The organism is Macrococcus sp. DPC7161, from assembly GCF_004117835.1.
Taxonomy (GTDB): Bacteria; Bacillota; Bacilli; order Staphylococcales; family Staphylococcaceae; genus SDSC01.
Genome location: NZ_SDSC01000004.1, coordinates 16523 through 39561, shown reverse-complemented (window position 1 = coordinate 39561; position 23039 = coordinate 16523). Strand labels below are relative to the sequence as shown.

Here is a 23039-nt window from a genome sequence, read left to right as displayed (position 1 = left end):
CAAAAGAAGAGTGAAATTTAAGTGAAATGAAAAATATTTATAAAATATTTTTAAGTGCATTTAAAGTTCTTTGGTGGAAAGATTGACCATGAGGTGACGTTGTTAAGAAATCAATCACATCATTCGTTTTAATCCATAAATAATGATCCGTTTCATTTTTTTGCAATGTTACTTGTTCTTTATTCATATCTGTTTCCACTAAAAATCCATGAAAAATCGTATGATAATCTTCATGTAAAACCGTATAAAGTGGTTGGACTTTATTGGTGATAACCCCTGTTTCTTCAAAAACCTCACGAATCGCAGCTTCTTCGTAAGTTTCACCTTTTAAAACACTACCACCCGCTGTGATTTCATACAAACCACCATATGTTTTATTCGAACTTCTTCTCATAGCTAAAAAGTCACCATCAATATGCCTAACAATAATTTCACTTACACCATGATATAATCCATCAGGAATCACTTCATCACGAATTAAATCAACACGCGCTAATGTATCATCCTTCAACCTACCATCCCAAATTTCCATCCCATCACCTCTTAAATTTATATATCGTCCACATGCCGATGTCTTCAAAACCAATGCGCTTATAGATGCGTCCAGCTTTTTCATTAGAATAAAACAAACATACTGATTTACCTTCTTCTATTAAATCTTTCGTTAATTGATACACGACTTTAGTCGCATATCCGCGTTTTTCATATCCTGGACGTGTACCGACTCCTACAATCATTGCTGACATTGAGTTTTCGGCTGAACTTGATGCACTTGAAACCATAACATCATCTTCAAACATCACATATGTTCGACCTAATCCGTCTCGTACTTCTCTTTCTTTACTTTCTACCGTAAATGCATCACTATGTAAAAACTCTGGAATACTACGCAACATTTCAACATTTTCTGCATAATCTTTCGGTTGTAATGGTTCAATATGTTCTGTACTTTCTTCTATTAGTAATGTTTTACATTCGGCATAGTATGTATCAATATGTCTTATTCTTTCATATGGAATGTATGCTGCCAGTTGATCTACAATATGCTTTAACCCTGATAATTCAATGCCTTTTTCATGTTGTAAAAAAAGATTTGCAAATCCTAGTGCATCAAATGCTCCTTCGGCATATGGTATGAAATTCGTTCCAAAACGCAACATGATTGCGTTTAATGAACTACCCTCAAATTCACCCCATAATTCTTGGATATCATTGTCATATCCGTAAATTTCGATATCCCCAATAATAAATAAATTTTCTGCTGGTTTTTTACTTACCAATGTCATCACGTTCTCATGATCTGCTTGTGTTAGTTTTCTAATCATCCCATCACCTCTATATAGAAAAATAAACACGGTCCCCGTGTTTATTTTAAATTTATTCATTAATTTCAAGTGTTTTAGCAACGTCTTTATTGATTTGTTCAAATAACTCAGGATGTTCTGACAATGCTTTACCGTATGACGGAATCATTTCTTGAATTTGAGGTGTCCATTTTGACATTTCTGATTTAAAGCATTTGTTCATTACATCAAGCATAACATGTACTGCTGTTGATGCTCCTGGTGATGCACCTAATAACGCAGCGATTGTACCCGCTTCATTCGCAATAACTTCTGTACCAAATTGTAGTGTGCCGCGGCCTTTTTCTGTGTCTTTAATGACTTGGACACGTTGGCCAGCAACAACAATTTCCCAATCTTCTGCTTTTGCATTAGGTACAAATTCACGTAATTCTTCGATACGTTTATCGTTAGATTGTAATACTTGTGAAATTAAATATTGTGTTAATTTCATTTCTTTCGCGCCAGATGCAAGCATTGTAATAATATTGTTTGGTTTAACCGATTTGATTAAATCTAAATATGAACCTGTCTTTAAGAATTTTGGGCTAAATCCTGCATATGGTCCGAATAATAATGCACGTTTACCATCGATGTATCTTGTATCTAAATGTGGTACTGACATTGGTGGTGCACCGACTTTTGCTTTACCATAAACTTTCGCTAAATGTTGGTTAGCAATTTTCTCATCTTTACACACTAAGAATAATCCACTTACAGGGAAGCCACCAACATGTTTACTTTCTTTAATACCTGTCTTTTGTAGTAATGGTAATGAATAACCACCCGCACCGATAAATACAAACTTCGCATTGTGTACTGACTTTTTACCTTGATGTAAAACTGTTACTTGCCAAGAGCCATCTTCTACTTGTTTGATATCTGTTACTTTATGGTTATAGTTCAGTTCTGCACCTGATTGTTCTAATACTTCGAATAAATCTTTTGTTAATTGTCCAAAGTTCACATCTGTTCCTGCATCAATTTTTGTTAATGCAATCTTCTCATCTGAACTACGACCTTCCATCATTAAAGGTACCCAAGACTTAATTTTTTCATGATCTTCTGTATACTCAATGCCTTTAAATAATGGATTATCCTTTAAAGCTTCGTAACGCTTATGTAAGAAATCTACATTCGCATCCCCTTGTACGAAACTTAAGTGCGGTACTGCTTTAATAAATTGACTTGGATTTTTCAATTTGCCTGTGCGTACTAAATATGCCCATAATTGTTTAGAAATTTGGAATTGTTCATTAATACGAATGGCTTTTGTAATATCTACATTCCCAGCTTTATCTTGTGGTGTATAGTTTAATTCACATAATGCTGAATGCCCAGTCCCAGCATTGTTCCATGCATTTGAACTTTCTAAAGCTGGTTCTTCTAATGCTTCAAACATTTTAATTTGTTTTGTTGGATCTAATTCTTTTAATAACACACCTAAAGTGGCGCTCATAATTCCGCCACCAATTAATATGACATCACTTTTTTCTAACCCGTTTTGCACTTTAAACCCCTCAACTTTCAAGTCATTATATTACTATTATAGACATTTTATTATGTTTATGATAGGGGTTACATGATTTTTTTGAAACCGGATACACTAATGTCTCACATCACCATATTTGTTAGGATGCGATTGTCCTTTTAAACTCAATAATATGATAAAAACAATATAGATAATGATCACTAATATTAATCCAATGATATTTATAACTACAAATGTATCATCTAAAAAGTGTGGATGTGCTAAACAATAATATACTTCAAACACAACAGCAATAAGATAAATGTATAATAATAAATTAGGAATCAAACCCCACCATCCATTAATATTGATATCATGTAATCTTCTTGAAGTTACAGCGATTGATGGTGGTAATACTATGATTGAAAAACCATAAGAAACAATATCATTAAACAACGATGTTTCTTTAGCAGAATAACCTAATAACGCATCAATAATTGTTAATAGTGCAAATAAAACAGCACTTATTAGAAAGTTAATTAAACAAGGAATCCAAAATTCTAAACGGTTGGCTCTGCCACTCATACGAAATGATAATTTCCAAAACAATTTGTAGGCATTTTTGATATCAATCGTTTGTTCCATTCAATCACCTCGCTAAATAGATTAGCATAAATCAATCAAAAATAAGCTTAAAATAACCTTAAAAATGATTTAAAATGACAGTATGGAGGTGGCTTATGTATTGTAAATGTACTAATCTGACAAAAATTGACGTTCAAGCTGATTTTGGTGCTGATCCGATATGGTGTCATACGTGTGGTTATAATTTAGATATTGAAGATTTTGAATTAGATGAAGCATTAAAAACAAAGTGTTTTAAATGGATTAATAAATATGGTGAATGGCTAGACTTTGATACCGATGAAATCATAGAAGCAAATTTACCATTACTCGATGCACATAACGAAGAAGGATTATTCTTAACAAAGCAACTACAAAATGCATTGCCACAATACCACTTTGAATTCATTTCTTCTTGATTTAAAACTAAAGAAAAGTGTAAATCACAAATAAAAACCGGACAAGTAACAATTCGAATTGATGCTTGTCCGGTTTATTTATTTTATTGAGAAGTTAATCCTTGTGTTGCATAAATAACATTATAACCGCTTCTTTTACCTAACTTCACAGAAATAGTGCTCTTAGTGTAGAATGGGCGCAACATCACTTCGTAATGTGCATCGTTATTTTTAAATTGAGTGAATACACGACTTGCAATGTATTTTTCAGAAACAAGTGTATAAGGGTTACCTTGATAGCTGTATAATAAGATGTTTTCACCAAATAAATATTTACCAGTAATACCTTTGTATGCTGTACTTGGGTATGCACCATTTGGTCTGATATGACTTAATGTTGATTTACCTTGTGCTTCTAATTTCGGTGCATTTGTTACTAATTCCATAGCACGTAAATCTGATCCTGCTTGTAATGATGGTAAGTAGCTCACTGGTTTTAAGCCGTGTGCTTTACGGTCTGCATTGAATAATTTATTGAATTCTGCATTCAATACGTCAGTGTTAATCACCGCACCTGCATTAAAAGCTGCAATATCATTTCCTGTTAATGCTGAATAGGCTTGAGTTGATAATGCTTTTTTATATTTCACATCGCCTGACTCTAATTTAATATTTGCAAATTGTGATTGATCTACGAATTTTTTAGTCCCTACATATACTATTTTAGATTTAGGACTTACTGATTTTTTTGTTTTAATATACGTTCTGCTTACATATTTACCATTTTTATATTTGTATTTATAAACTTTTATTTTATAACCATTTTTACCTGATACAACGCGTGATTGACCTTCTAAAAGGTTCGCATCTGCTTTTTTAACCGTTTTATACTTCACGACTACTTTCTTATCAATGTTTTTATACGTTACATTGCTTTTTGCAGCATCTACAGGACTCGTTGTAATCGCCGCTGATGATAATACGACCGCACTTGCTAAAGTTACTTTTATTAAATTTTTCATAAAAATCTCCCTCAGAGTGAATTTCTAACAGTAAATATTGTAAGCAATTCTATTGTTAGTTTATTAATTATACAACACCCACTTACATTTTACACGATTATTTTTAAAATTATATCCAATTTTGTTCCCATATTTTCCACTTGAATGCCATTTCAATACAAAAAAAACAAAGTGAAAACATATCACTTTGTTTTAATTGGATTGCATTTTAGTATCTTCACCATAAGTATTCAGTCCACTGATACCATCCTTTACTGTAATATAAAAAATTGTAATAATCGTCATAAAAGCTGTTAGAAATAGGATGATATTGACCCACTCAGGTAATGGGAAATGAACATTAAATGTATCCAACATATCATATATAAAGAATACAAATGTGATGATTACTGCATATTTTCCATGTATATCTACATCATGAAAACGTCTTGCTAGAATCGAAGCGTTGGGAACGACCGTTATGATTGAATAAATCGTCATAAACCAAAACATCAATCCATTGCCTAAATGCAATAGACTTGCAGTAACACCAAGTACTGCTGATATTAAACATAATAAAAGAACATTTGCTAAAAAACTTAACCAATATTCTCTTCTTCTCGCACGTCCAGTAAAGATAAATGCCTTTGTCCAGTAAGCTAAAAATGCTTCACGCATTGTCATTGTTTGTTCCATGTTACACCTCTAAAAAATTAACTATCTCTCATTTTAACAGGAATCATTCCAAATTAACCTTAATCCTACCTTAATAATAAAAGTTTATTTACATATGTTTATACATGTAAATATATATTTTTAAGCATCTATTTCAAATCCTAAATCTTCAAGCATTTTGTAATCCATTGCGTTAGGTTGTCCGTTTGTAATTAAATAATCTCCAACAAAAATTGAATTGGCAGCATATAATGCAAGAGGTTGAAGTGATCTTAAATTGACCTCACGCCCTCCTGCAACACGTATTTCTTTTGATGGATTAATCAGCCTAAACATTGCTAATATTCTTAAACAACGTTCAGGTGTTAAGTCATCCATATTGCCAAACTTTGTCCCTTTTACAGGATGTAAGAAATTTACTGGAATACTATCTGCATCAATCTCATTAAGTGCAAAGGCCATATGAATAATGTCTTCATTCGTTTCACCCATGCCAACAATGACACCTGAGCATGGAGAAATATGATTTTGTTTCATGATTTCTACAGTATTCACACGATCTTGATAGCTATGCGTAGTCACGACTTCATCGTGATAATTTTCGCTCGTATTCAAATTATGATTGTAACGATCCACACCTGCAGCTTTTAACGCTTTAGCTTGTTTGTCATTAGCAAGGCCTAAACATGCACAAATTTTTAATTGTGGGTGCATCGCTTTAATATCTGTAACAGCACTTGTAATATGTGTGACTTCCTTATCACTAGGACCACGTCCACTCATTACAATACAATATGTGCCGATCTTATTTTCATGTGCAAAAGTTGCACCTTCTTTAATTTTTTCTTCGTCCACTAAGTGATAACGTTCTTTATCTGTAATGAGTTTTGATTGCCCACAATAACCACAATCCTCAGGACAAATGCCACTTTTCGCATTTAAAATCATATTCAATTTCACTTTTCTACCGAAATAGTGACGTCTCACTTTATAAGCTTCATGCAATAAATCATAAGTATCCATTGCCTCATTTGTTAATAATTGAAATGCTTCTTCTTTTGTTAATAATAATCCATTGATTATTCGCTCTGCTAACATGTTCATCCCCCTCTACATCATAAATATAGCGATTTAACAACCTATTGTAAACCTAAAATAAAAATTAGTTAACAATTTATTTTTAATAAAACACCATAACAAGTTACCGTGATACACTATCATTAGGAGGTGTTATATGCTAAATCATATTCAAATGACCAAACCAACAAATAATAATCAGCAGCCAGTATTACTCAATTTATCATTTCAATTTACGACGAATAATCGAATCTTCTTTCCAAATGGAAAACATAAAGATTTATTCAATCACGCATATCATTTTACAGTGAGCATTCAATCACCTGTGGATGAATATGGTTTAGGCATCGATTTTTATAAAATCGAACAAAACTATCATGATGATTTGGCTAAAAAGTTAAACAATCCAATATTAAATGAAATGCTACCATTTAACACAACTGTTGAAAATATCGCTAGTTATATTTATCAATCTTTTTCTCGTTATTTAGACAAAAACGCAAGTGTTCATTCAGTGACACTTTATGAAACAAAATCGCATAGTGTGACAATTAACGAACAAAACATGTATTTATTTGAGCTTTAAAAATGAACTTGGTATACTCGACTTGTAAGGAGTTGAGCGTATGAAAATTTCAGTATTCGAAACAAAAGAAGCCGCTTCAAAATATGCAAGCGACATTTTTTACGAACAAATAAAGAAACAACCAAACAGTGTACTAGGACTTGCAACAGGGGGCACGATGAGCACATTCTACGAAAAACTGTCAGGATCGATCAATGAAAACCCTATTGATGTTAAGAAACTAAACACATTTAACCTAGATGAATATTATGAAATAACATCAGAAAATCCACAAAGCTACCACGCTTACATGAAAACATTATTTTTTGATAAAGTTGGGATTGATAGTGCGCAAACCCACTTTCCATACCAAAAAGAACATCAAGAAGATCCAAGTCTTTATGATCAACAAATTGATGCATTAGGTGGCATTGATATTCAACTTTTAGGTATTGGGCGTAATGGACATATCGGATTCAATGAACCGAATACACCATTTAATAGTATTACAAGAGTCGTTGATTTATCTGAAACAACTATACAAGACAATGCACGATTTTTTGAAGACATCAATGAAGTACCTAAACAAGCGGTTTCTATGGGTATTTCAACCATCATGAAAGCAAAAAGAATCATTTTACTGGCTTTCGGTGAAGCAAAAAAAGACATTATTATTGAACTTAGCAAAATGACAACACCGGATGAAAATATACCAGCATCTATTCTATTAACACATCCAAATGTAGAAATCATAGTTGATAAAACAATTGGTGAATATTTGAACTAAAATAAGGGAGAGACATTGAATGTCTCTCCCTTATTTTTGATTACAAATCATCTATAAACCATTTTTTCTTTTCTAATTTACGGTTAATATATGATATACCTATACAATGTCCATCTTCATCAAAGTTAAAAACCGTATTTTTATAACAATAGCGCTTTACCCCAAAAGCCTCATCTACAGACATATTGTGTTCATTTTTAGGTTTGCCCCATTTTTTCACAACTTGGCATTCTGTTAAATCATTTGGCACTTCATTAAAGTCAATCGCATACAATTTAAACTTGCGCCTTTTCCACTTCGCTTTTCCCTTAAAAACACAAAGTACTTGATGTGGGTATTCGTGATAACAATCTACTTTACTTGGTGCAATTACATTTTTTTGAGTCGGTGTACCCCAAGCCATTTTTAAAGTTTCATAAGTATCACCAAAGTGAACTCCGTTAATTGCATAAGTTCCCTTTTTCATTTGCTTAATCACTTTCTTGTTTAAAACATCTGGACAATTCACCATAAGCTTAACCCCCATCAACATTATCACTCACATTATAAACCTATTTATGAATGATTTGAATATAATCTTTTGAAATTTCACAAACAAAATAAGCGCAGTAATCCGCTGTTCTTATTGAATTTAACGCGTTATTGAATATTAGTTTGTGAATGATTGTAGTCACGATAAGCAGGGCCATATCGATTCGGCCCTCTTGTCCCTATACCTAATTTTGCAAATGTCACTACAATACACAGGAATGACAGCACACCAAAAATCAGAGTGCCAATAACTCCGAGTATAGATGGATTTTGATCATTGGATATTCCTATAGGAAATAAATTAAAACCTGCTAATGACAATGGAAAGATAAGTGTAAACACATTCCAAAAACCTCTATAATCCATATCATGCAAACGTCTCAGACCACATGTAAAAGTAGGCACCATTAATATTAGCCAAACAATGCAAGGTATTACATTAAAGTGCGTGTCGTTTATCTTTATAGTTAAAGGCATTATCGAATCTAAATACTTTAATAATCTTGGTATAAAAATATAATGTAAACCCACTGGCCCCCAATAATCTACCCAAGTCGCACGACCAGTAATTTTGAAAGCATATTTCCAAAACTCAAGGTATATCAAACCGATTTCTTTTATAACACCTATTAAATATCGTAGCAGTTTCAAAAAATCACTCATTTCATATTTTGTGGTTGTGTGTTGTTGTTGGTAATTGTCGGTTGTGGCACTCAGATCCATTTTGAGTGCCACTACTTCAAAATTTCTCAACTTTTGTCTGCGTTGTGGCACTCAGATCATTTTTGAGTGCCACTACTTCAAAATTTCTCAACTTTTGTCAGCGTTGTGGCACTCAGATCTATTTTGAGTGCCACTACTTCAAAATTCCAAAACTTTTGTCTGCGTTGTGGCACTCAGATCCATTTTGAGTGCCACTACTTCAAAATTCCTCAACTTTTGTCAGCGTTGTGGCACTCAGATTTATTTTGAGTGCCACTACTTCATGATTTTCTCAATTTTCAATTGTAAAGATTTCTAATTTACTATATTTTAACACACGAGCGGCTAGTATTTAATCAATACTAGCCGCTCATAATATTATTATTGTTCAATTAATTTTAAAGGTACTTTCATTTCACTTTCAATTTTCTTACCATCTTTAAGTTTTAAGATTGATTTAACCGCTTCTTCACCCATTAAACCAGGTTGTTGCGCGATTGTTGCATCTAATTTTTTATTTTTGATTGACTTTAATGCATCATCGTTACCATCAAAACCAACTACTAAAATATCTTTGTTACCTAAAGCTTCAATTGCACCTAAAGCCATTTCATCGTTGTGTGCAAAGATTGCTTTAATTTCTGGATGAGATTGTAACATATTTTGTGCTACGTTTAAGCCTTCTGCACGGTTAAATTTAGCAGTTTGTTTTGTCACAATATCTAATTTTTTATCTGCTACTTCATGGAATCCTTTTCCACGCTCACGAGTTGCACTCGCACCTGGTACACCTTCTAATTCTGCAACTTTAGCTTTTTCTCCAACTTTTTTCACAACATAATCTGCTGCCATTTTACCACCTTCAACGTTGTTTGAAGCGATAAATTGTGCTACTTTACCTTTATCAACAGAACGGTCTAAAGTAATAACAGGAATTCCTTCGTTATTTGCATTTTCAACAGAAGCTGAAATTGCACTTGAATCTGTTGGGTTAATGATTAAGTAATCAACTTTTTGTTGAATTAAATCATCAATATCATTTGCTTGTTTTGCTGAATCATCTTGTGCGTCTACTACTTTTACTTTGAAGTTGTTTGCTTTTGCTTCTTTTTCAATTGAATTTTTCATAGCAACGAAGAATGGATTGTTTAATGTTGATAAACTTACACCAATTGTAATGTCTTTGTTTGCCTTGTCTGATTTACTAGATCCTTTTTTATCAGGACTTTCTAAACTACATGCAGCAAGCCCTAATACCAATACTAAAAATAATGCCAAAAACTTTTTCATTTAAAACACTCCTTTTTAATCATTTTTATTTTTTACGGTCTAACAACACAGCGATTAAAATTACAACCCCTTTAATTACTTGTTGATAGAACGAAGAAACCCCTAATAAATTTAAACCATTGTTTAGTACACCAATAATTAATACACCAATTAATGTACCGAAAATACGACCTTTACCACCTGTTAAACTAGTTCCACCTAATACTACAGCAGCAATGGCATCTAATTCATAAGCAGTACCTGCTGTTGGTTGTGCTGAGTTTAATCTTGATGTTAAAATTGCACCTGCTAAAGCTGCCATTAGACCTGAGATAGAGTAAATCATAATCTTTACTTTGTTTACTTTAATCCCTGAAATAAAAGCTGCTTTTTCGTTACCACCAATAGCATATGTATTTTTACCAAAAACAGTCTTATGTAAAATGAAATAAAGAATTGCAAATACAACTAACATCGTAATTGCTGGTACAGGAATGCCGAACATATAACCTTTACCAAACATTTGGAATAATAAATTATCCCCTAAGTTTGTAATTGGGTTACCATCTGTTACGACCAATGTTAATCCTCTGAAGATTGTCATAGTTGCTAATGTTGCAATGAAAGGTGCCATTTTACCAAAAGTAATTAATGCCCCGTTAATCGCACCTAAAAGTAATCCGATAATGCATCCAAGTAACAAAGCAATCATTGGATCAATGCCACTTGTAATCATTAACGCAGTTAATGCACTTGATAAAGCAAGGATTGAACCTACACTTAAGTCAATACCACCAGTTAAAATAACAAAGGTCATCCCAAATGCAATCAAGCCATTAATTGATACTTGTCGTAATAAGTTAAAAATATTACTTGGTGCGATAAAGCTTGAATTTAATACCGTAATGACCACAACCAAAATTAATAAACCAAGTAATGGACCAAGCTTTTCTAGTATATTGCTTTTTTGTTTTAATGTTTTATCCATTTAATTCGCCTCCAGTGGCTAATATCATGATATTTTCTTGTGTAATCGCTTCTTTTTGAAGTTCACCTGTAATCTTTCCTTCATGCAGTACATATACTCGATCTGATAAACCAATAATTTCAGGCATTTCAGAGGAAACCATAATGATGGATATACCTCTATTGGTTAATTCATTCATCAATTGATAAATTTCTCGTTTAGCACCTACATCAATACCTCGTGTAGGTTCATCAAGTATTAAAATTTTAGGACCATTACCGACCCATTTAGCAAGTACAACTTTTTGTTGGTTCCCACCAGATAAAGAAGATACACTTAAATTTTTATCTGATTTGATTGAAAGTCTTTCTTGCATCCTTCTTACAAATTCATCAAGTGGTTTTTCTAATACGACACCTGATTTAGAAAAGCTTTTTAAATTGGCTAACGACATATTGTCTTTGATGGAAGCATCTAATACGAGTCCTTCGTCTTTTCTGTTTTCTGTAATAAATGCAAATCCATGATTAATCGCTGTTGTAGGACCATTTATATGAATGGTTTGTCCATTTAGCTTCACTTCTTTTTGTCCTTTATCAAGGCCAAATAAACTTCTCATAATTTCAGTTCGACCAGCACCCATCAAGCCACTAAATCCTAATATTTCCCCTTTTCTTAAATTGAAATCAATGCCCTCCATACCAAAGATTTCATTACTCAAACCTTTAACTTCAAGGATGACTTCTTCGGGTGATGTAGCACGATCAGGAAATTGTTGATCTAAACTACGGCCAACCATTGCTTGAACAAGTTCATTATAGTTTGTGTCACTTGTCTTCTTACTCATTACTGACGTGCCGTCACGCATGACTGTAATTTCATCAGAAATTTTAAATATTTCATCCATTCGATGTGAAATATAGACGAAGCTAACGCCTTCACTTTTTAATTGATTAATCATCACAAATAATCTATCAATTTCTTTTTCTGTTAACGCCGCTGTAGGTTCGTCCATGATGATGACTTTTGCATCTGTCATTAAGGATTTAGATATTTCAATCATTTGTTGTTCTCCAATAGAACATAACCCAGCTGGCTTATGAAGTGGTAATTGAAAGTCTAAACGTTTAAATACCTTTAATGCTTCTTGTTTCATTTGCTTTTCATTTAACATGCCAAACTTATTGCGAATTTCTTTACCAACAAATAAATTCTCTAATACCGTCATTTCAGGCCAAATATTTAATTCTTGATGTATAAATTGAATGCCATCCGCTTCAGAAGCTTTAGGTGACTTATATTGAACAGCATTGCCATCAACAAAAATTTCACCTTGATCTTTCGTATGAATCCCCGTCAATATATTCATTAACGTAGATTTCCCTGCTCCATTTTCACCCATTAACGCATGGACAGTTTGATTATTTAACTTAAAGTCAACACCACGAAGTACTTGGTTTTCACCAAATGCTTTATGGATATTTTTCATTTCAATCATTATGCCACCTCCTTAAAAGTTCACACCACTTCTTAAAATAATATTGGCATACGGTGTTGCTTCACCAGTTCTAATAATTGCTTTTGAAGATTGAGATTTTTGTTTGAATGCTTCATGCGAGATGAAATCCACTTCTGTTGTTGGAAATAAATCATTTATTGAATCTAATGTTTTCAAATTTTGTACTTTTATTTCATCTGCAAGCGTGATATGTTCAATCACCATATGCTGTTCTACACATTTAAGTACGTCCATAAAACTTGGTAAACCATGCACAACAGCTAAATCAATTTTCTTAACTCCTTCTGGTACTGGTAACCCACAATCTGCAATGATGATTTCATCAGTATGGCCTAAATCACTTAAAACCTTTGAAATCTCACTATTTAAAATGCCTGTTTTATACATGTTAATTCATATCCTTTCTATAAGGCATACCACCTTGTGCACCTAAACCTGTCACTGATATACTTGCTGCTTTGTTCGCGAATTGAATGGCTTCTTGAATGTTCATGCCCTCACTTAAACCAACTGCAAATGCACCGTTAAATGTATCACCAGCACCTGTTGTATCTACAACATCTGCTTTAATACTAGGAACATGAATCAATGCTTCATCATAAAATACCGCACCTTTATCACCAAGCGTTACAATTAATTGTTTATCATAATCTTGAATAATACTTTCATAATCACTTCCAAAGAAAGCTTCAACTTCTGTTTCATTCGGCGTGAAATAAGTTACTTTTTTGAGTAATTCAACATCCATTTCTATGAATGGTGCTGGATTGTAAACGACTGTAATGCCTTTTTCATAAGCAGATTCAATAATGTATGTAGTTACGTCTTTAGGAATTTCATTTTGAATTAAAATAATGGCATCATCTTTCATACTTTTGAACACTTGATCTACTAGTTCTTTTGTCACTTTAAAATTTGCACTTGGCACAACGATAATAGAATTATCATGATCTGCAAGTGTAATATGCGCAGTACCACTTGCACATTGTGGAATCGTTTCCACATTCTCCACATGAACACCATTGTCTACCAAGTTCTTAACGATTGTTTCACCAAATGTATCATCACCGACACATCCAACCATATGCACATTCGCACCAAGTCGAGCAGCACTTACAGCTTGGTTTGCCCCCTTACCACCTGTTGTCATAAAGAAGTGATCTCCTAAAATCGTTTCACCTTTTGCTGGTCGCTTTTCACTTTGTACAACTAAATCCATCGACATGCTGCCTATTACATAAATTTCGCGCATAATAATCCTCCGTTCTATTTCGTACTATTTCTTTCAATTAAACTAACATCCACTTTGATTTGGGCTTCAACTGGCTCATTTTTTAAAATCTTTAATAGCTGCTCACATGCAATCTTGCCAAGAAAATAAGCAGGTTGTCTTACAGTCGTCAAACTTGGAAATGTGTATTTACTAATTTGAATATCATCAAATCCAACTACTTGAATATCATTAGGAACTTTAATGCCATTGTTCTGTAATACACCCATCACATGAATGGCAATCAAATCGTTATAGCAAATAATCCCATCATATTTATGGTAATTAATTTCATCCAATAGCATTTCGTTGATAGACTCTAAAGATTTTCTTAACACTGAAAATGAGACATCATTTTGTTTTAAATAATCAACAGTTCCATCTAAACGCTTTTTAAAAGAACTATAAATTGGATTGCCACTAATAACCAATATATTTTGACAGCCCTGATTCACTAAACACTCTGCTTGTAAACGACCACCTTTATAATGATCCGCTTCTACAGAAAATGGTGCTTCATTTAAACGATCTAGCATTACGTGCTTCATTCCAGAAGCTTCAACATATTTCTTTGAATCTTCTAATTGTAATGCTGAAGAAATAAACCCTACACAATTATTTTGCTGGAACGTATCGATATATTTTATTTCTTTATCATTCTTTTGATCACTATTACCTATAAAGATGTGATAGCCATTTTCTAATGCCGTATCCTCGACACCACGTGCAACAAGTGTGAAGAATGGATTTGTAATATCAGGTATCAATAAGCCTATAATTTTTGATTGCTTATTATACAATGCGCGTGCAGTTTCATTAGGTTTATAATCAAGTTTAGCTACAGCTTCATTAATTTTCTTCAAAGTGTCTTCATGCACATAACCTGAGTTATTAATGGCCCTTGAAACAGTTGCAACTGAAACACCCGAGGCCTTCGCTACATCTTTAATGGTTGCCATCATAGTTCTCCTTTGTGTAATCGTTTACATAAATATTATCACGTTAATAAAGCGTTTACAATAAATATTTTTTTGCGGCTTTGTGACAAAATTATTATAGAAATTTCAAAAAAATAAGACATGAAACTAATCATGTCTTGTTTTTACTCATTATATTGCTTGCTTAAAAAATATAAATAGTCATTCATTATTGTCCGTCATTTATGAACATTAAATGAATGACATTATAGATATAGTAAACGATTGGTCCAAACAATATCACTAAATAGATGATTGTACCAATTGAAAACATATCACCTGATAATCCCTGTCCTACAATGATCATAAAAAAGAACCACATAAAACACAATAAGGGTGCGAGTGCATAAAATAATGCAAAATCCTCATTTTTACCTACTGTTTTTAAGCGTCTATAAAACATCCCGAAATTCGGAATCATGGTTACAAGTACAAACAATACGCTCATCGTACATGTAACGATATAAATGTTCCAAAAATTCGCCACGACAAATAAATCTTTTCCGAATACTTTTGTGATTAATGGCAATAAAATTAAAGTAATCAATGTATTGATAATAATTGGTGTGTTAAATTGGCTTCTAGTTGATAAACCTTTTAAATTGAATGTGTTTTTCCAATATTGTAAATATTGTTGTATCCACGTCATTTCACCACGCTCCTATTAAATGCAAATGTATCATTAATTGTAACATATTTACAAAACAAATTGTAAAAGTGATCTTAAACTTAATAATAAAACTACAAGTAACAACGATGTCGTCGCTTGTTTCATTAATATTTTTATCGCTTCTTTTGTACCAAGTAACTGTTTAATCTTTAACATCGTCACTAAACACGGTGTTAAAGTACTACAAATTATCAATGCAATTAAAATTGAAATATCATCATAGTGAGACGTATGCATTGCTTCTGAATTTAATAAAAGAATACCGTCCTTTCGTATGATACTTGCAAGAATTGCAGGTGCAAAAGCTGCTTTTAAACCAATCGTCGCAAGTATTGGGCCTAAGAATTGATTTAGCGTATTGAGAATCGAGAACACTTCTAATACACTCGCAACGATACATACGATGAAGAAAATAGGCAATGCTTGTGTGAAAAACATATGTAACGATGGCCAACTTCTTTTTAAGATGGTGCTTAACTTTGGCCACTTTAAATATACTTGTCTCGGTGTAAGTCTTGGCACTTTCATTTTCTGTTGAAATAACTTTGCATGTATGATTGTCCCAATACTTAGTATCAAAATATATGGCAACAACAAATGAAAATGCTGGTTCGCAGATAAAACTGACAATGTTGCACCGAGTTGGTATGAACAAGCCGAACCAAATGCGATGACTGAAATACATGTTTTCTTCGTACAAACAAAACAAGATTTCGTTTCTTCTAACGCAACAACATTACAGCCAAACCCTGTTATAACCGGTAATAAATCTGCACCTGTTAAGCCGATTTTTTGCATTAATGGATCCAATGCATCTGTAATCCAGTCCTTAATCCCTATTTCATTATAAAGCTCTGTCGTGAGTGTTAATAAAATCACAACAGGCAATGCCCAAATGATCGAAAATACACCGATAGAAAGTAAGCCATAGTGACCAGTCAATAAGGTTGATAATGTTTCATGTTTAAAATGCAAGTGTGCCAAAATATATTCATCATAAAGCGGCTCTAAAAATTGAGAAATTTTATAACTGATATAAACAGGCACAACAAATAGTAAGCCCACGAGCATGAATGCGATGACTTGTTTCAATATATTCGGATATGAAATTGACTGAGAGGGTGGGGCTTTAACAAGCTTCAGTGCTTTATAGTCAATCGCTTCATTTTGCAATGTCGGTACTTCTTTCGTTAAATCTAAATATTCAACAGGTAGTCGTTCATCAAACTCGATGATTTCACCTTTATCTTTAAACGTAATAAACAATCTGAACTTTAAATGTTGTAATTCATATCGTGCAACAATCTCATCAAAGGCTTTCATCGATGCATTCAATTCTGGTCCTCTTGCGACTAACCATATCTCATCCGCCTCTAATAAATATTTCGGTAAGATTTCATGAATCACTAACTGGTCACCTAATCTGAAACCAGGTGTATCTAGTATTTCATAACTTTCAAGTTGATGTTTATCATACGTCTTCGTCGATCCACGCACATTGATGGCAACATGATCTAAGCCTTTCAATTTATTAACGAGTGATGTTTTCCCACTTGATTCTAATCCAATCAAAAGTACTTTTTTCATTAACATTGACACTCCGTATTACAACATGACAAGTCTGTTAAGTACATATTTTGTCTTATATAATCCGACTTTACTTCTTCATCCACTTCAATGCCCATTGATTTTAAAATGTCCTCAATCACAACTAAGAATCGTTGTCTGAACTTATAAATAAAGCAGAAAATCACATCTGATTGACGAACACCCGGTCCACATAAATATAGCCCAGGAAATTTTGTAGAAGCATCTAATTCAGTAAGTTTCGCTAAGCCATTTTCCATTTCAAATAACTGTTGAAATACAGGTGGTACCGTATGGAATCCTGTACAAGTGATTGGTTCATTTGTCGTACTAAAGACTTCACCATCATCTAACGTCACATCATACATAGTGCCATCGAATGAAATATTCGTAACGCGCTTATTATTGATCACACGGATTAATTCAGGATTAACCGATAATAATCGTTCTTTCGTATATGGACTAATGGTTTGAGAAGGATCATGATGATTTAAAACGAGTGATTTTTCTGGATGAATCAATAATACGCGTTCACCTTGCTTGTTCAAGTTAATGAGAGCATCCATCGCACTTTCACCGCTACCGATAATAATACGTTCGCCTTCTATATCTTTCCAAGTTTCAACATCCGCATAATGAATACCATAATCAAATAAACGTTTTGGTGTATTAAATTCACCACACGCTAAAATAACATGATCCGCTTCAATATCTCCTTGATTTGACTTCAATAAAAAGCCTTTATCTTGTGGTTCAATCGCTTCTATCTCGCAACCTTCAGTGACATTGATTTCAAATTGAGACTGAATGAGTTGAAGATATTCACCGTAACGTTCACCGTTAATATGTTCTTGCTTTAAAGTAAATGCGGGAGAACTGTCGGGCATAATCGCATTTAAATCCAATAAACCAAAACCATGTCCATTAAAGCTTGGTGTAATTAATTTCGTTTCCTTTGGCCAAGTATAAAATGATTCACCAACCGTTTCACGTTCATAAATCATATAATCTTTCACATTTAATTGTTCTAATAAATAACCCAAACCGATACCTGTGGGTCCAGCACCTATAATAGCTATCATCTTTAACTCCTTAAACCGTAATAATTACTATTAAGAAATTATATTACTCGCTTTGTCATTTGGCAAATTGTATCGCTTTAAAATGTGATAAAATAATATTAAAAATAGCACACAATTTATAGGTGGCCTTTCCATGTATACATCCAATAAATGCATCACTGGAAAGACAAATGAAATCTATAAATACATAAGTACTAGTAACTATAAAAAAGTAGTAAAACCTAATACTCAAGTTCATAAATATATCCTTGTAGACAATGGCAATGTTTATGAACTCATTGTTGATGTGTCAATTATTGATTTTTGTAGCGGTTTTGCCCCAATGGATGACTATGGAAAAGAACAGCCTATTTCTAAAAAGAAAATGAAATTCAAGCGTGTTTCAGATAATCAAATGATTGAAAAGTGGGATAAAATTTTACATAAATACGAAAAAGACTAGGATGATTCACCTAGTCTTTTTTCCATATATAATCACCTTTATAAATTGCGTCAACACTTTCTATAATCAAATCGGCATCCTTTAAATCAGATTGTCCTCCAGTACCACTTAACACACCGATTGTTAATCCAACTTCTGCTTGCTTTCCAAACAATATATCAGATGGTGTGTCGCCTATCATAATGATTTCTTCTGCACGAGCGTATTTTAAAGCAGGAATTAACACACGTGCATCAGGCTTTTGATGAGGTTGACTATCATTTGTTATTAAAATATCAAAGTAACACAACAAATCAAATTGATCTAAAAAACGCTTTGAACTCGCTAAATCATCATTCGTTACCATACCTACCATATAACCATCTTGCTTCAATTGCTTTATTATCTTATCCGTACCTTCAATCATTTCAAATCGGTTCGCATATTGATGTGCGTAATATTTCATTTGTTTGTCAATCCATGTTTGTAACGATGCTTCCTGCGTATATTGACTTAATATTTTTATATAGCTTTTTGCAGTACCGCTCGCAAGTGCACCATTTGGATTAATCTTTCTCCCATCTATCCCAATCTTGCGTTGAAGTGTTAGTCGATCTTCACTCACATTAAAATGCTCAATAAAATCATCAACAAACCTAATACCAACAGCAAGCCAAACTTTTTCAAAATTTAACAACGTGCCATCTTTATCGAATAAAACTAATTTGTACATGGTATCACCTCAACATACAGTGTAACATATCAAAAAATAACGCAAACATCACACTATTTTATTTTAAAATGACGCATTTGTGAACTTTATAACAAAGTATTTATTAATGCTTCAATGACTGATACGATAGAGGTATTAATAAAGTAGGTGACAAATTATGAATAAATTGAATGTCATTCCAGTACCGATGAGTGGCTTAATGCTCGCATTATTTTCATGTGGCATCTTTTTAAAAACACATCAATTACCTTATTACAATCTATTTATTGGTATTGCGGTGGGTATAGAAATCTTATTGATAGCGAAATATATATTTGCACATGATAACTTTTATGAACAATTAGATAATCCAGTGGTATTAAGTGTTTCACCGACATTCAGTATGTCTATTATGATGAGTGCCGTTTTGTTACATGATTTCATGCCAGTGGTAGCAGCAATCATTTGGTTGATTGCAATCATTTTTCATACGTATCTATCTATCCTATTTATAAAGAGACACGCATTAAAAAGAATCACTATGAACGACTTATTTCCAAGTTGGTTCATTCCATTTGTAGGATTTGGTGTCATCACGACTACTTCACCAATATTTAATCAGTGGCTACTCGGACAATGGATGTTATGGCTATCTGTAATTGGCTATTTAGTATTACTACCATTTATACTTTATAAAATACTCATCAAAAAAGACTTAAAAGATATGATGAAACCTTTAATTACAATATTATCCACACCTGGTTCATTATGCTTAGCAGGTTATTTAGCAGTAATTGATCATAAAAACCAATTATTCGTCATCTTGTTTTATGTACTATCACAAACATGTTATTGGATTGCGGTGATACACTTACCTAAACTTTTAAGATTACCGTTTTATCCAAGTTACTCAGCATTTACATTTCCACTTGTGATCAGTGCAACTGTATCATTGAGTGTATATCAAATGCAGTTATTTCCTGATTTTATACAAAGTATCATGTGGATAGGTATACTTTTTAAATTCATATTATGCTTTACCATGGTCATTTATGTCCTTTGTAGATATATATATTTCCTATACAAACAAATCAATCATGCACGCATCACATTAATCAAATGATTTTATGGGACACAACGATAGAAGTTGTGTCCCATATTTTCATTTATGACTCATAACTGGACGCGTAATGTCCCAGAAACACACTTCGGACTCTTTTTGCACCTCGAAATGGCCCCGAAACACACTCTAACATCATATGATTTCAAAAACAAACCAAATAACCTTACAATAATATTAATATTGGAGGAGATACGATGTTTAAAGAACGTGCCATTACTTTATTGAAAGATTCATATGGTCCTAATAGTACATTTCGTGAGGGTCAATTAGAGGCCATTTTATCTGTAGTACACAAACAAAAATCATTGGTTATTCAAAAGACCGGTTGGGGTAAGTCGATTGTTTATTTTATAGCAACTAAACTTTTACGTGAACAAGGTGCTGGTCCTACTGTAATTATTAGCCCACTACTCGCTTTAATGCATAATCAAATTGATGCCGCCAGTAAATTAGGATTAGATGTAGTAAGCATTAATAGTAACAATCGTACGGAATGGGACGCAATCTATGAAAATCTGAGTTTGGTTGATGCCATTATTGTTTCTCCTGAAAAGCTTTCAGATCCTAGATTCATTGAAGCGTTATCCCAGATACAAAATATTGAACTGATTGTTGTTGATGAAGCACACTCTATTTCTGATTGGGGGCATGATTTTAGGCCTGATTATCAGCGTATCGTAAATCTAATAAAGGATTTACCTGATCATATAGCAATATTAGGAACGACTGCAACAGCGAATGATCGCGTCATCGCTGATATTAAGGCACAACTTGGAGATGACTTACAAGTATTTCGTGGCGATTTGATGAGAAATAATATTTCCATCCAAGTTAATCCATCTCAATCTAAAGTTGAACGGCTTGCATTTGTTACAGATGCTTTGACAAGCCATCCATTTTTAAGTCAATCTCAAGGGATCATCTATTGTTTAACGAAAAAAGAGTGTGAATCTGTTGCCAACTTTTTAAATCAAAATGGTGTGGATGCTGTGGCATATTACTCTGGTGTGAAAAATGCATTTGGAGAGGATATTTCCGAGGAAATCTTAGAATCCTTTCATTCTGGTGAAACACGTGTAATTGTTGCAACTATTAAACTTGGAATGGGTTATGACAAATCAAATATTGGTTTTGTAATTCATTTTCAACTCCCTCAAAATTTAATTGCTTATTATCAACAAATTGGCCGTGCGGGTCGTAATGGTCAACCTGCACTTGCAATTTTATTGCATGGTGATGAGGATGATGAAATATTAAAGTCATTCATCGAGTCTTCTAATAAAGATCCAATGTTACTGTCTCAAATTTTAGATTTAATCAATCAAAGTTCAGAAGGTCTCGGTCGAAATGACTTATTACCGCATTTTAATTTAAATGTTTCTAAGCTAAGTGAAGTCTTGAAATATTTATTTGTTCATGAATATATTTTGATGAATAAACGCAAATATGTGAACAATCCAAATAAGCATTTTGACATAGCACATCATAGCAAGACACAAGAACAATTAAATCAATCTCGTTTAGATGAACTTGCAAATTTAAAAAGATTTATTAACTACGATGGCTGTTATATGAAATTCATCGCAACAGAACTCGATGCACCTGATTTAAAAGAAACATGTGGTATATGCGCGCATTGTAGAAACAGGCAATTTATCACATTAGACAAACAAAGCAGTTACATAGAAAAAGCAGCCCAATATAAAAATAAATTGCACGGTGAAATATTGCCACGTAAACGTTGGTCAAACAATAAAAAATTAGATGATTCATTGCAATATCAACCCGGTTGGACTTTTACATCAGATCCATACTCACCAATAGGTACACGAATGATGATTGAAGCATCCAATGGCAGCTATTCTGAAAAAACTGTCCAAACTATTGAAACATTCTTAAAAGATTTAATACAAACACATCAAATTGATACCATTGTGCCTGTGCCAAACTTAAGGCAGCCACAATTAGTCAGTACACTTGCAAAGCACATTGCAAATACGTATCAATTACAATACTTAGAGCCACTCATTAAAACTAATCCAGGTCATATTCAAAGAGAAATGCTCAATTCAATTATGCAAGAACAAAACATTCAAAATACAATACAACTTGATGAACGAGTAGATATACAAGGTAAAAATATTTTACTTATCGATTCAATGATTAATTCTAAATGGACAATGACTGTCTGTGCTTCAAAACTCCTTCCACAAGCTAAAACAGTTTACCCATTCGCCCTTGTGAACATCGGAAATGGAGAATAAAAAA

The 23039-nt window shown here is 33.1% G+C and carries 25 protein-coding genes; 6 read left to right on the top strand and 19 right to left on the bottom strand.

Translation table 11 applies throughout. The features are described from left to right. Nucleotides 1-37: 37 nt before the first annotated feature. The 4 genes from ER639_RS06935 to ER639_RS06920 form a co-directional block, all read right to left on the bottom strand. A complete protein-coding gene (locus ER639_RS06935) occupies nt 38-532 on the bottom strand; it encodes an NUDIX domain-containing protein (RefSeq protein WP_164993386.1) in 495 nt (164 codons plus the stop codon). A 4-nt stretch (nt 533-536) separates the two neighbouring features. Then, a complete protein-coding gene (locus ER639_RS06930) occupies nt 537-1325 on the bottom strand; it encodes a GNAT family N-acetyltransferase (protein ID WP_129065053.1) in 789 nt (262 codons plus the stop codon). A gap of 52 nt (nt 1326-1377) precedes the next feature. Further along, complete coding sequence (locus ER639_RS06925; RefSeq protein WP_129065052.1) at nt 1378-2853, bottom strand: malate:quinone oxidoreductase; 1476 nt, start codon at nt 2851-2853, stop codon at nt 1378-1380. 96 nt (nt 2854-2949) lie between these two features. Next, nucleotides 2950-3459, bottom strand: a complete 510-nt coding sequence (locus ER639_RS06920) for a DUF805 domain-containing protein (protein ID WP_129065051.1) — start codon at nt 3457-3459, stop codon at nt 2950-2952. A 95-nt stretch (nt 3460-3554) separates the two neighbouring features. Between ER639_RS06920 and ER639_RS06915 the strand changes: the two genes are divergently transcribed. Beyond that, nucleotides 3555-3857 carry a hypothetical protein gene (locus tag ER639_RS06915; protein ID WP_129065050.1) on the top strand — a complete coding sequence of 101 codons (303 nt, stop codon included), beginning with the start codon at nt 3555-3557 and terminating at the stop codon, nt 3855-3857. Nucleotides 3858-3940: 83 nt separating this feature from the next. Here the strand turns inward: ER639_RS06915 and ER639_RS06910 are convergent, their stop codons facing one another. The 3 genes from ER639_RS06910 to bioB all read right to left on the bottom strand — a co-directional run bounded on the left by ER639_RS06910 (nt 3941) and on the right by bioB (nt 6610). Continuing rightward, a complete protein-coding gene (locus tag ER639_RS06910; RefSeq protein ID WP_129065049.1) occupies nt 3941-4858 on the bottom strand; it encodes a G5 domain-containing protein in 918 nt (305 codons plus the stop codon). A gap of 192 nt (nt 4859-5050) precedes the next feature. Beyond that, entirely contained in the window at nt 5051-5533 is a 483-nt protein-coding gene (locus ER639_RS06905; RefSeq protein WP_129065048.1) for a DUF805 domain-containing protein, read from the bottom strand. A 120-nt stretch (nt 5534-5653) separates the two neighbouring features. Beyond that, nucleotides 5654-6610 (bottom strand): biotin synthase BioB, encoded by a 957-nt coding sequence (bioB, locus tag ER639_RS06900; RefSeq protein ID WP_483306232.1) that lies wholly within the window; start codon nt 6608-6610, stop codon nt 5654-5656. Nucleotides 6611-6746: 136 nt separating this feature from the next. On the opposite strand from bioB, the gene ER639_RS06895 reads away from it, so the two are divergent. Both ER639_RS06895 and ER639_RS06890 read left to right on the top strand, forming a co-directional pair. After that, nucleotides 6747-7175 carry a 6-pyruvoyl trahydropterin synthase family protein gene (locus ER639_RS06895; protein ID WP_129065046.1) on the top strand — a complete coding sequence of 143 codons (429 nt, stop codon included), beginning with the start codon at nt 6747-6749 and terminating at the stop codon, nt 7173-7175. A 40-nt stretch (nt 7176-7215) separates the two neighbouring features. Beyond that, entirely contained in the window at nt 7216-7941 is a 726-nt protein-coding gene (locus tag ER639_RS06890) for a glucosamine-6-phosphate deaminase (RefSeq protein WP_129065045.1), read from the top strand. 40 nt (nt 7942-7981) lie between these two features. Here the strand turns inward: ER639_RS06890 and ER639_RS06885 are convergent, their stop codons facing one another. The 11 genes from ER639_RS06885 to ER639_RS06835 all read right to left on the bottom strand — a co-directional run bounded on the left by ER639_RS06885 (nt 7982) and on the right by ER639_RS06835 (nt 18515). Further along, entirely contained in the window at nt 7982-8452 is a 471-nt protein-coding gene (locus ER639_RS06885) for a hypothetical protein (protein ID WP_129065044.1), read from the bottom strand. A 128-nt stretch (nt 8453-8580) separates the two neighbouring features. Further along, nucleotides 8581-9225 (bottom strand): DUF805 domain-containing protein, encoded by a 645-nt coding sequence (locus tag ER639_RS06880; RefSeq protein ID WP_129065043.1) that lies wholly within the window; start codon nt 9223-9225, stop codon nt 8581-8583. 330 nt (nt 9226-9555) lie between these two features. Beyond that, on the bottom strand, nt 9556-10464 hold the full coding sequence (locus ER639_RS06875; protein ID WP_129065042.1) for a D-ribose ABC transporter substrate-binding protein: 909 nt from the start codon (nt 10462-10464) through the stop codon (nt 9556-9558). A 25-nt stretch (nt 10465-10489) separates the two neighbouring features. After that, nucleotides 10490-11431: an ABC transporter permease subunit gene (locus ER639_RS06870; protein ID WP_129065041.1), complete on the bottom strand. Its 942-nt coding sequence runs from the start codon at nt 11429-11431 to the stop codon at nt 10490-10492. Beyond that, the gene (locus ER639_RS06865) at nt 11424-12908 is read right to left on the bottom strand and encodes a sugar ABC transporter ATP-binding protein (RefSeq protein ID WP_129065040.1); all 1485 of its coding nucleotides are present in this window, start codon (nt 12906-12908) and stop codon (nt 11424-11426) included. Before ER639_RS06865 ends, ER639_RS06870 begins: the two co-directional genes overlap by 8 nt. A gap of 12 nt (nt 12909-12920) precedes the next feature. Then, the gene (gene rbsD, locus ER639_RS06860; RefSeq protein WP_129065039.1) at nt 12921-13316 is read right to left on the bottom strand and encodes a D-ribose pyranase; all 396 of its coding nucleotides are present in this window, start codon (nt 13314-13316) and stop codon (nt 12921-12923) included. A gap of 1 nt (nt 13317) precedes the next feature. Continuing rightward, nucleotides 13318-14181: a ribokinase gene (gene rbsK / locus ER639_RS06855; protein WP_129065038.1), complete on the bottom strand. Its 864-nt coding sequence runs from the start codon at nt 14179-14181 to the stop codon at nt 13318-13320. Between the two features lie 14 nt (nt 14182-14195). Further along, nucleotides 14196-15158 carry a LacI family DNA-binding transcriptional regulator gene (locus ER639_RS06850; protein WP_129065037.1) on the bottom strand — a complete coding sequence of 321 codons (963 nt, stop codon included), beginning with the start codon at nt 15156-15158 and terminating at the stop codon, nt 14196-14198. 187 nt (nt 15159-15345) lie between these two features. Then, nucleotides 15346-15825, bottom strand: coding sequence for a hypothetical protein (locus ER639_RS06845; RefSeq protein ID WP_129065036.1), 480 nt, complete (start codon nt 15823-15825; stop codon nt 15346-15348). 48 nt (nt 15826-15873) lie between these two features. Further along, the gene (locus tag ER639_RS06840; RefSeq protein WP_164993385.1) at nt 15874-17433 is read right to left on the bottom strand and encodes a nucleoside recognition domain-containing protein; all 1560 of its coding nucleotides are present in this window, start codon (nt 17431-17433) and stop codon (nt 15874-15876) included. Further along, nucleotides 17433-18515 carry an NAD(P)/FAD-dependent oxidoreductase gene (locus ER639_RS06835; protein ID WP_129065034.1) on the bottom strand — a complete coding sequence of 361 codons (1083 nt, stop codon included), beginning with the start codon at nt 18513-18515 and terminating at the stop codon, nt 17433-17435. The genes ER639_RS06840 and ER639_RS06835 overlap by 1 nt, the downstream gene beginning before the upstream one ends. 133 nt (nt 18516-18648) lie before the next feature. Between ER639_RS06835 and ER639_RS06830 the strand changes: the two genes are divergently transcribed. Continuing rightward, nucleotides 18649-18957: a hypothetical protein gene (locus tag ER639_RS06830; RefSeq protein ID WP_129065033.1), complete on the top strand. Its 309-nt coding sequence runs from the start codon at nt 18649-18651 to the stop codon at nt 18955-18957. Nucleotides 18958-18967: 10 nt separating this feature from the next. Here the strand turns inward: ER639_RS06830 and ER639_RS06825 are convergent, their stop codons facing one another. After that, a complete protein-coding gene (locus ER639_RS06825) occupies nt 18968-19669 on the bottom strand; it encodes an HAD family hydrolase (RefSeq protein ID WP_129065032.1) in 702 nt (233 codons plus the stop codon). A gap of 157 nt (nt 19670-19826) precedes the next feature. On the opposite strand from ER639_RS06825, the gene ER639_RS06820 reads away from it, so the two are divergent. Continuing rightward, entirely contained in the window at nt 19827-20771 is a 945-nt protein-coding gene (locus ER639_RS06820) for a TDT family transporter (protein WP_129065031.1), read from the top strand. Nucleotides 20772-20965: 194 nt separating this feature from the next. Beyond that, a complete protein-coding gene (locus tag ER639_RS06815) occupies nt 20966-23035 on the top strand; it encodes a RecQ family ATP-dependent DNA helicase (RefSeq protein ID WP_129065030.1) in 2070 nt (689 codons plus the stop codon). Nucleotides 23036-23039 lie beyond the last annotated feature (4 nt).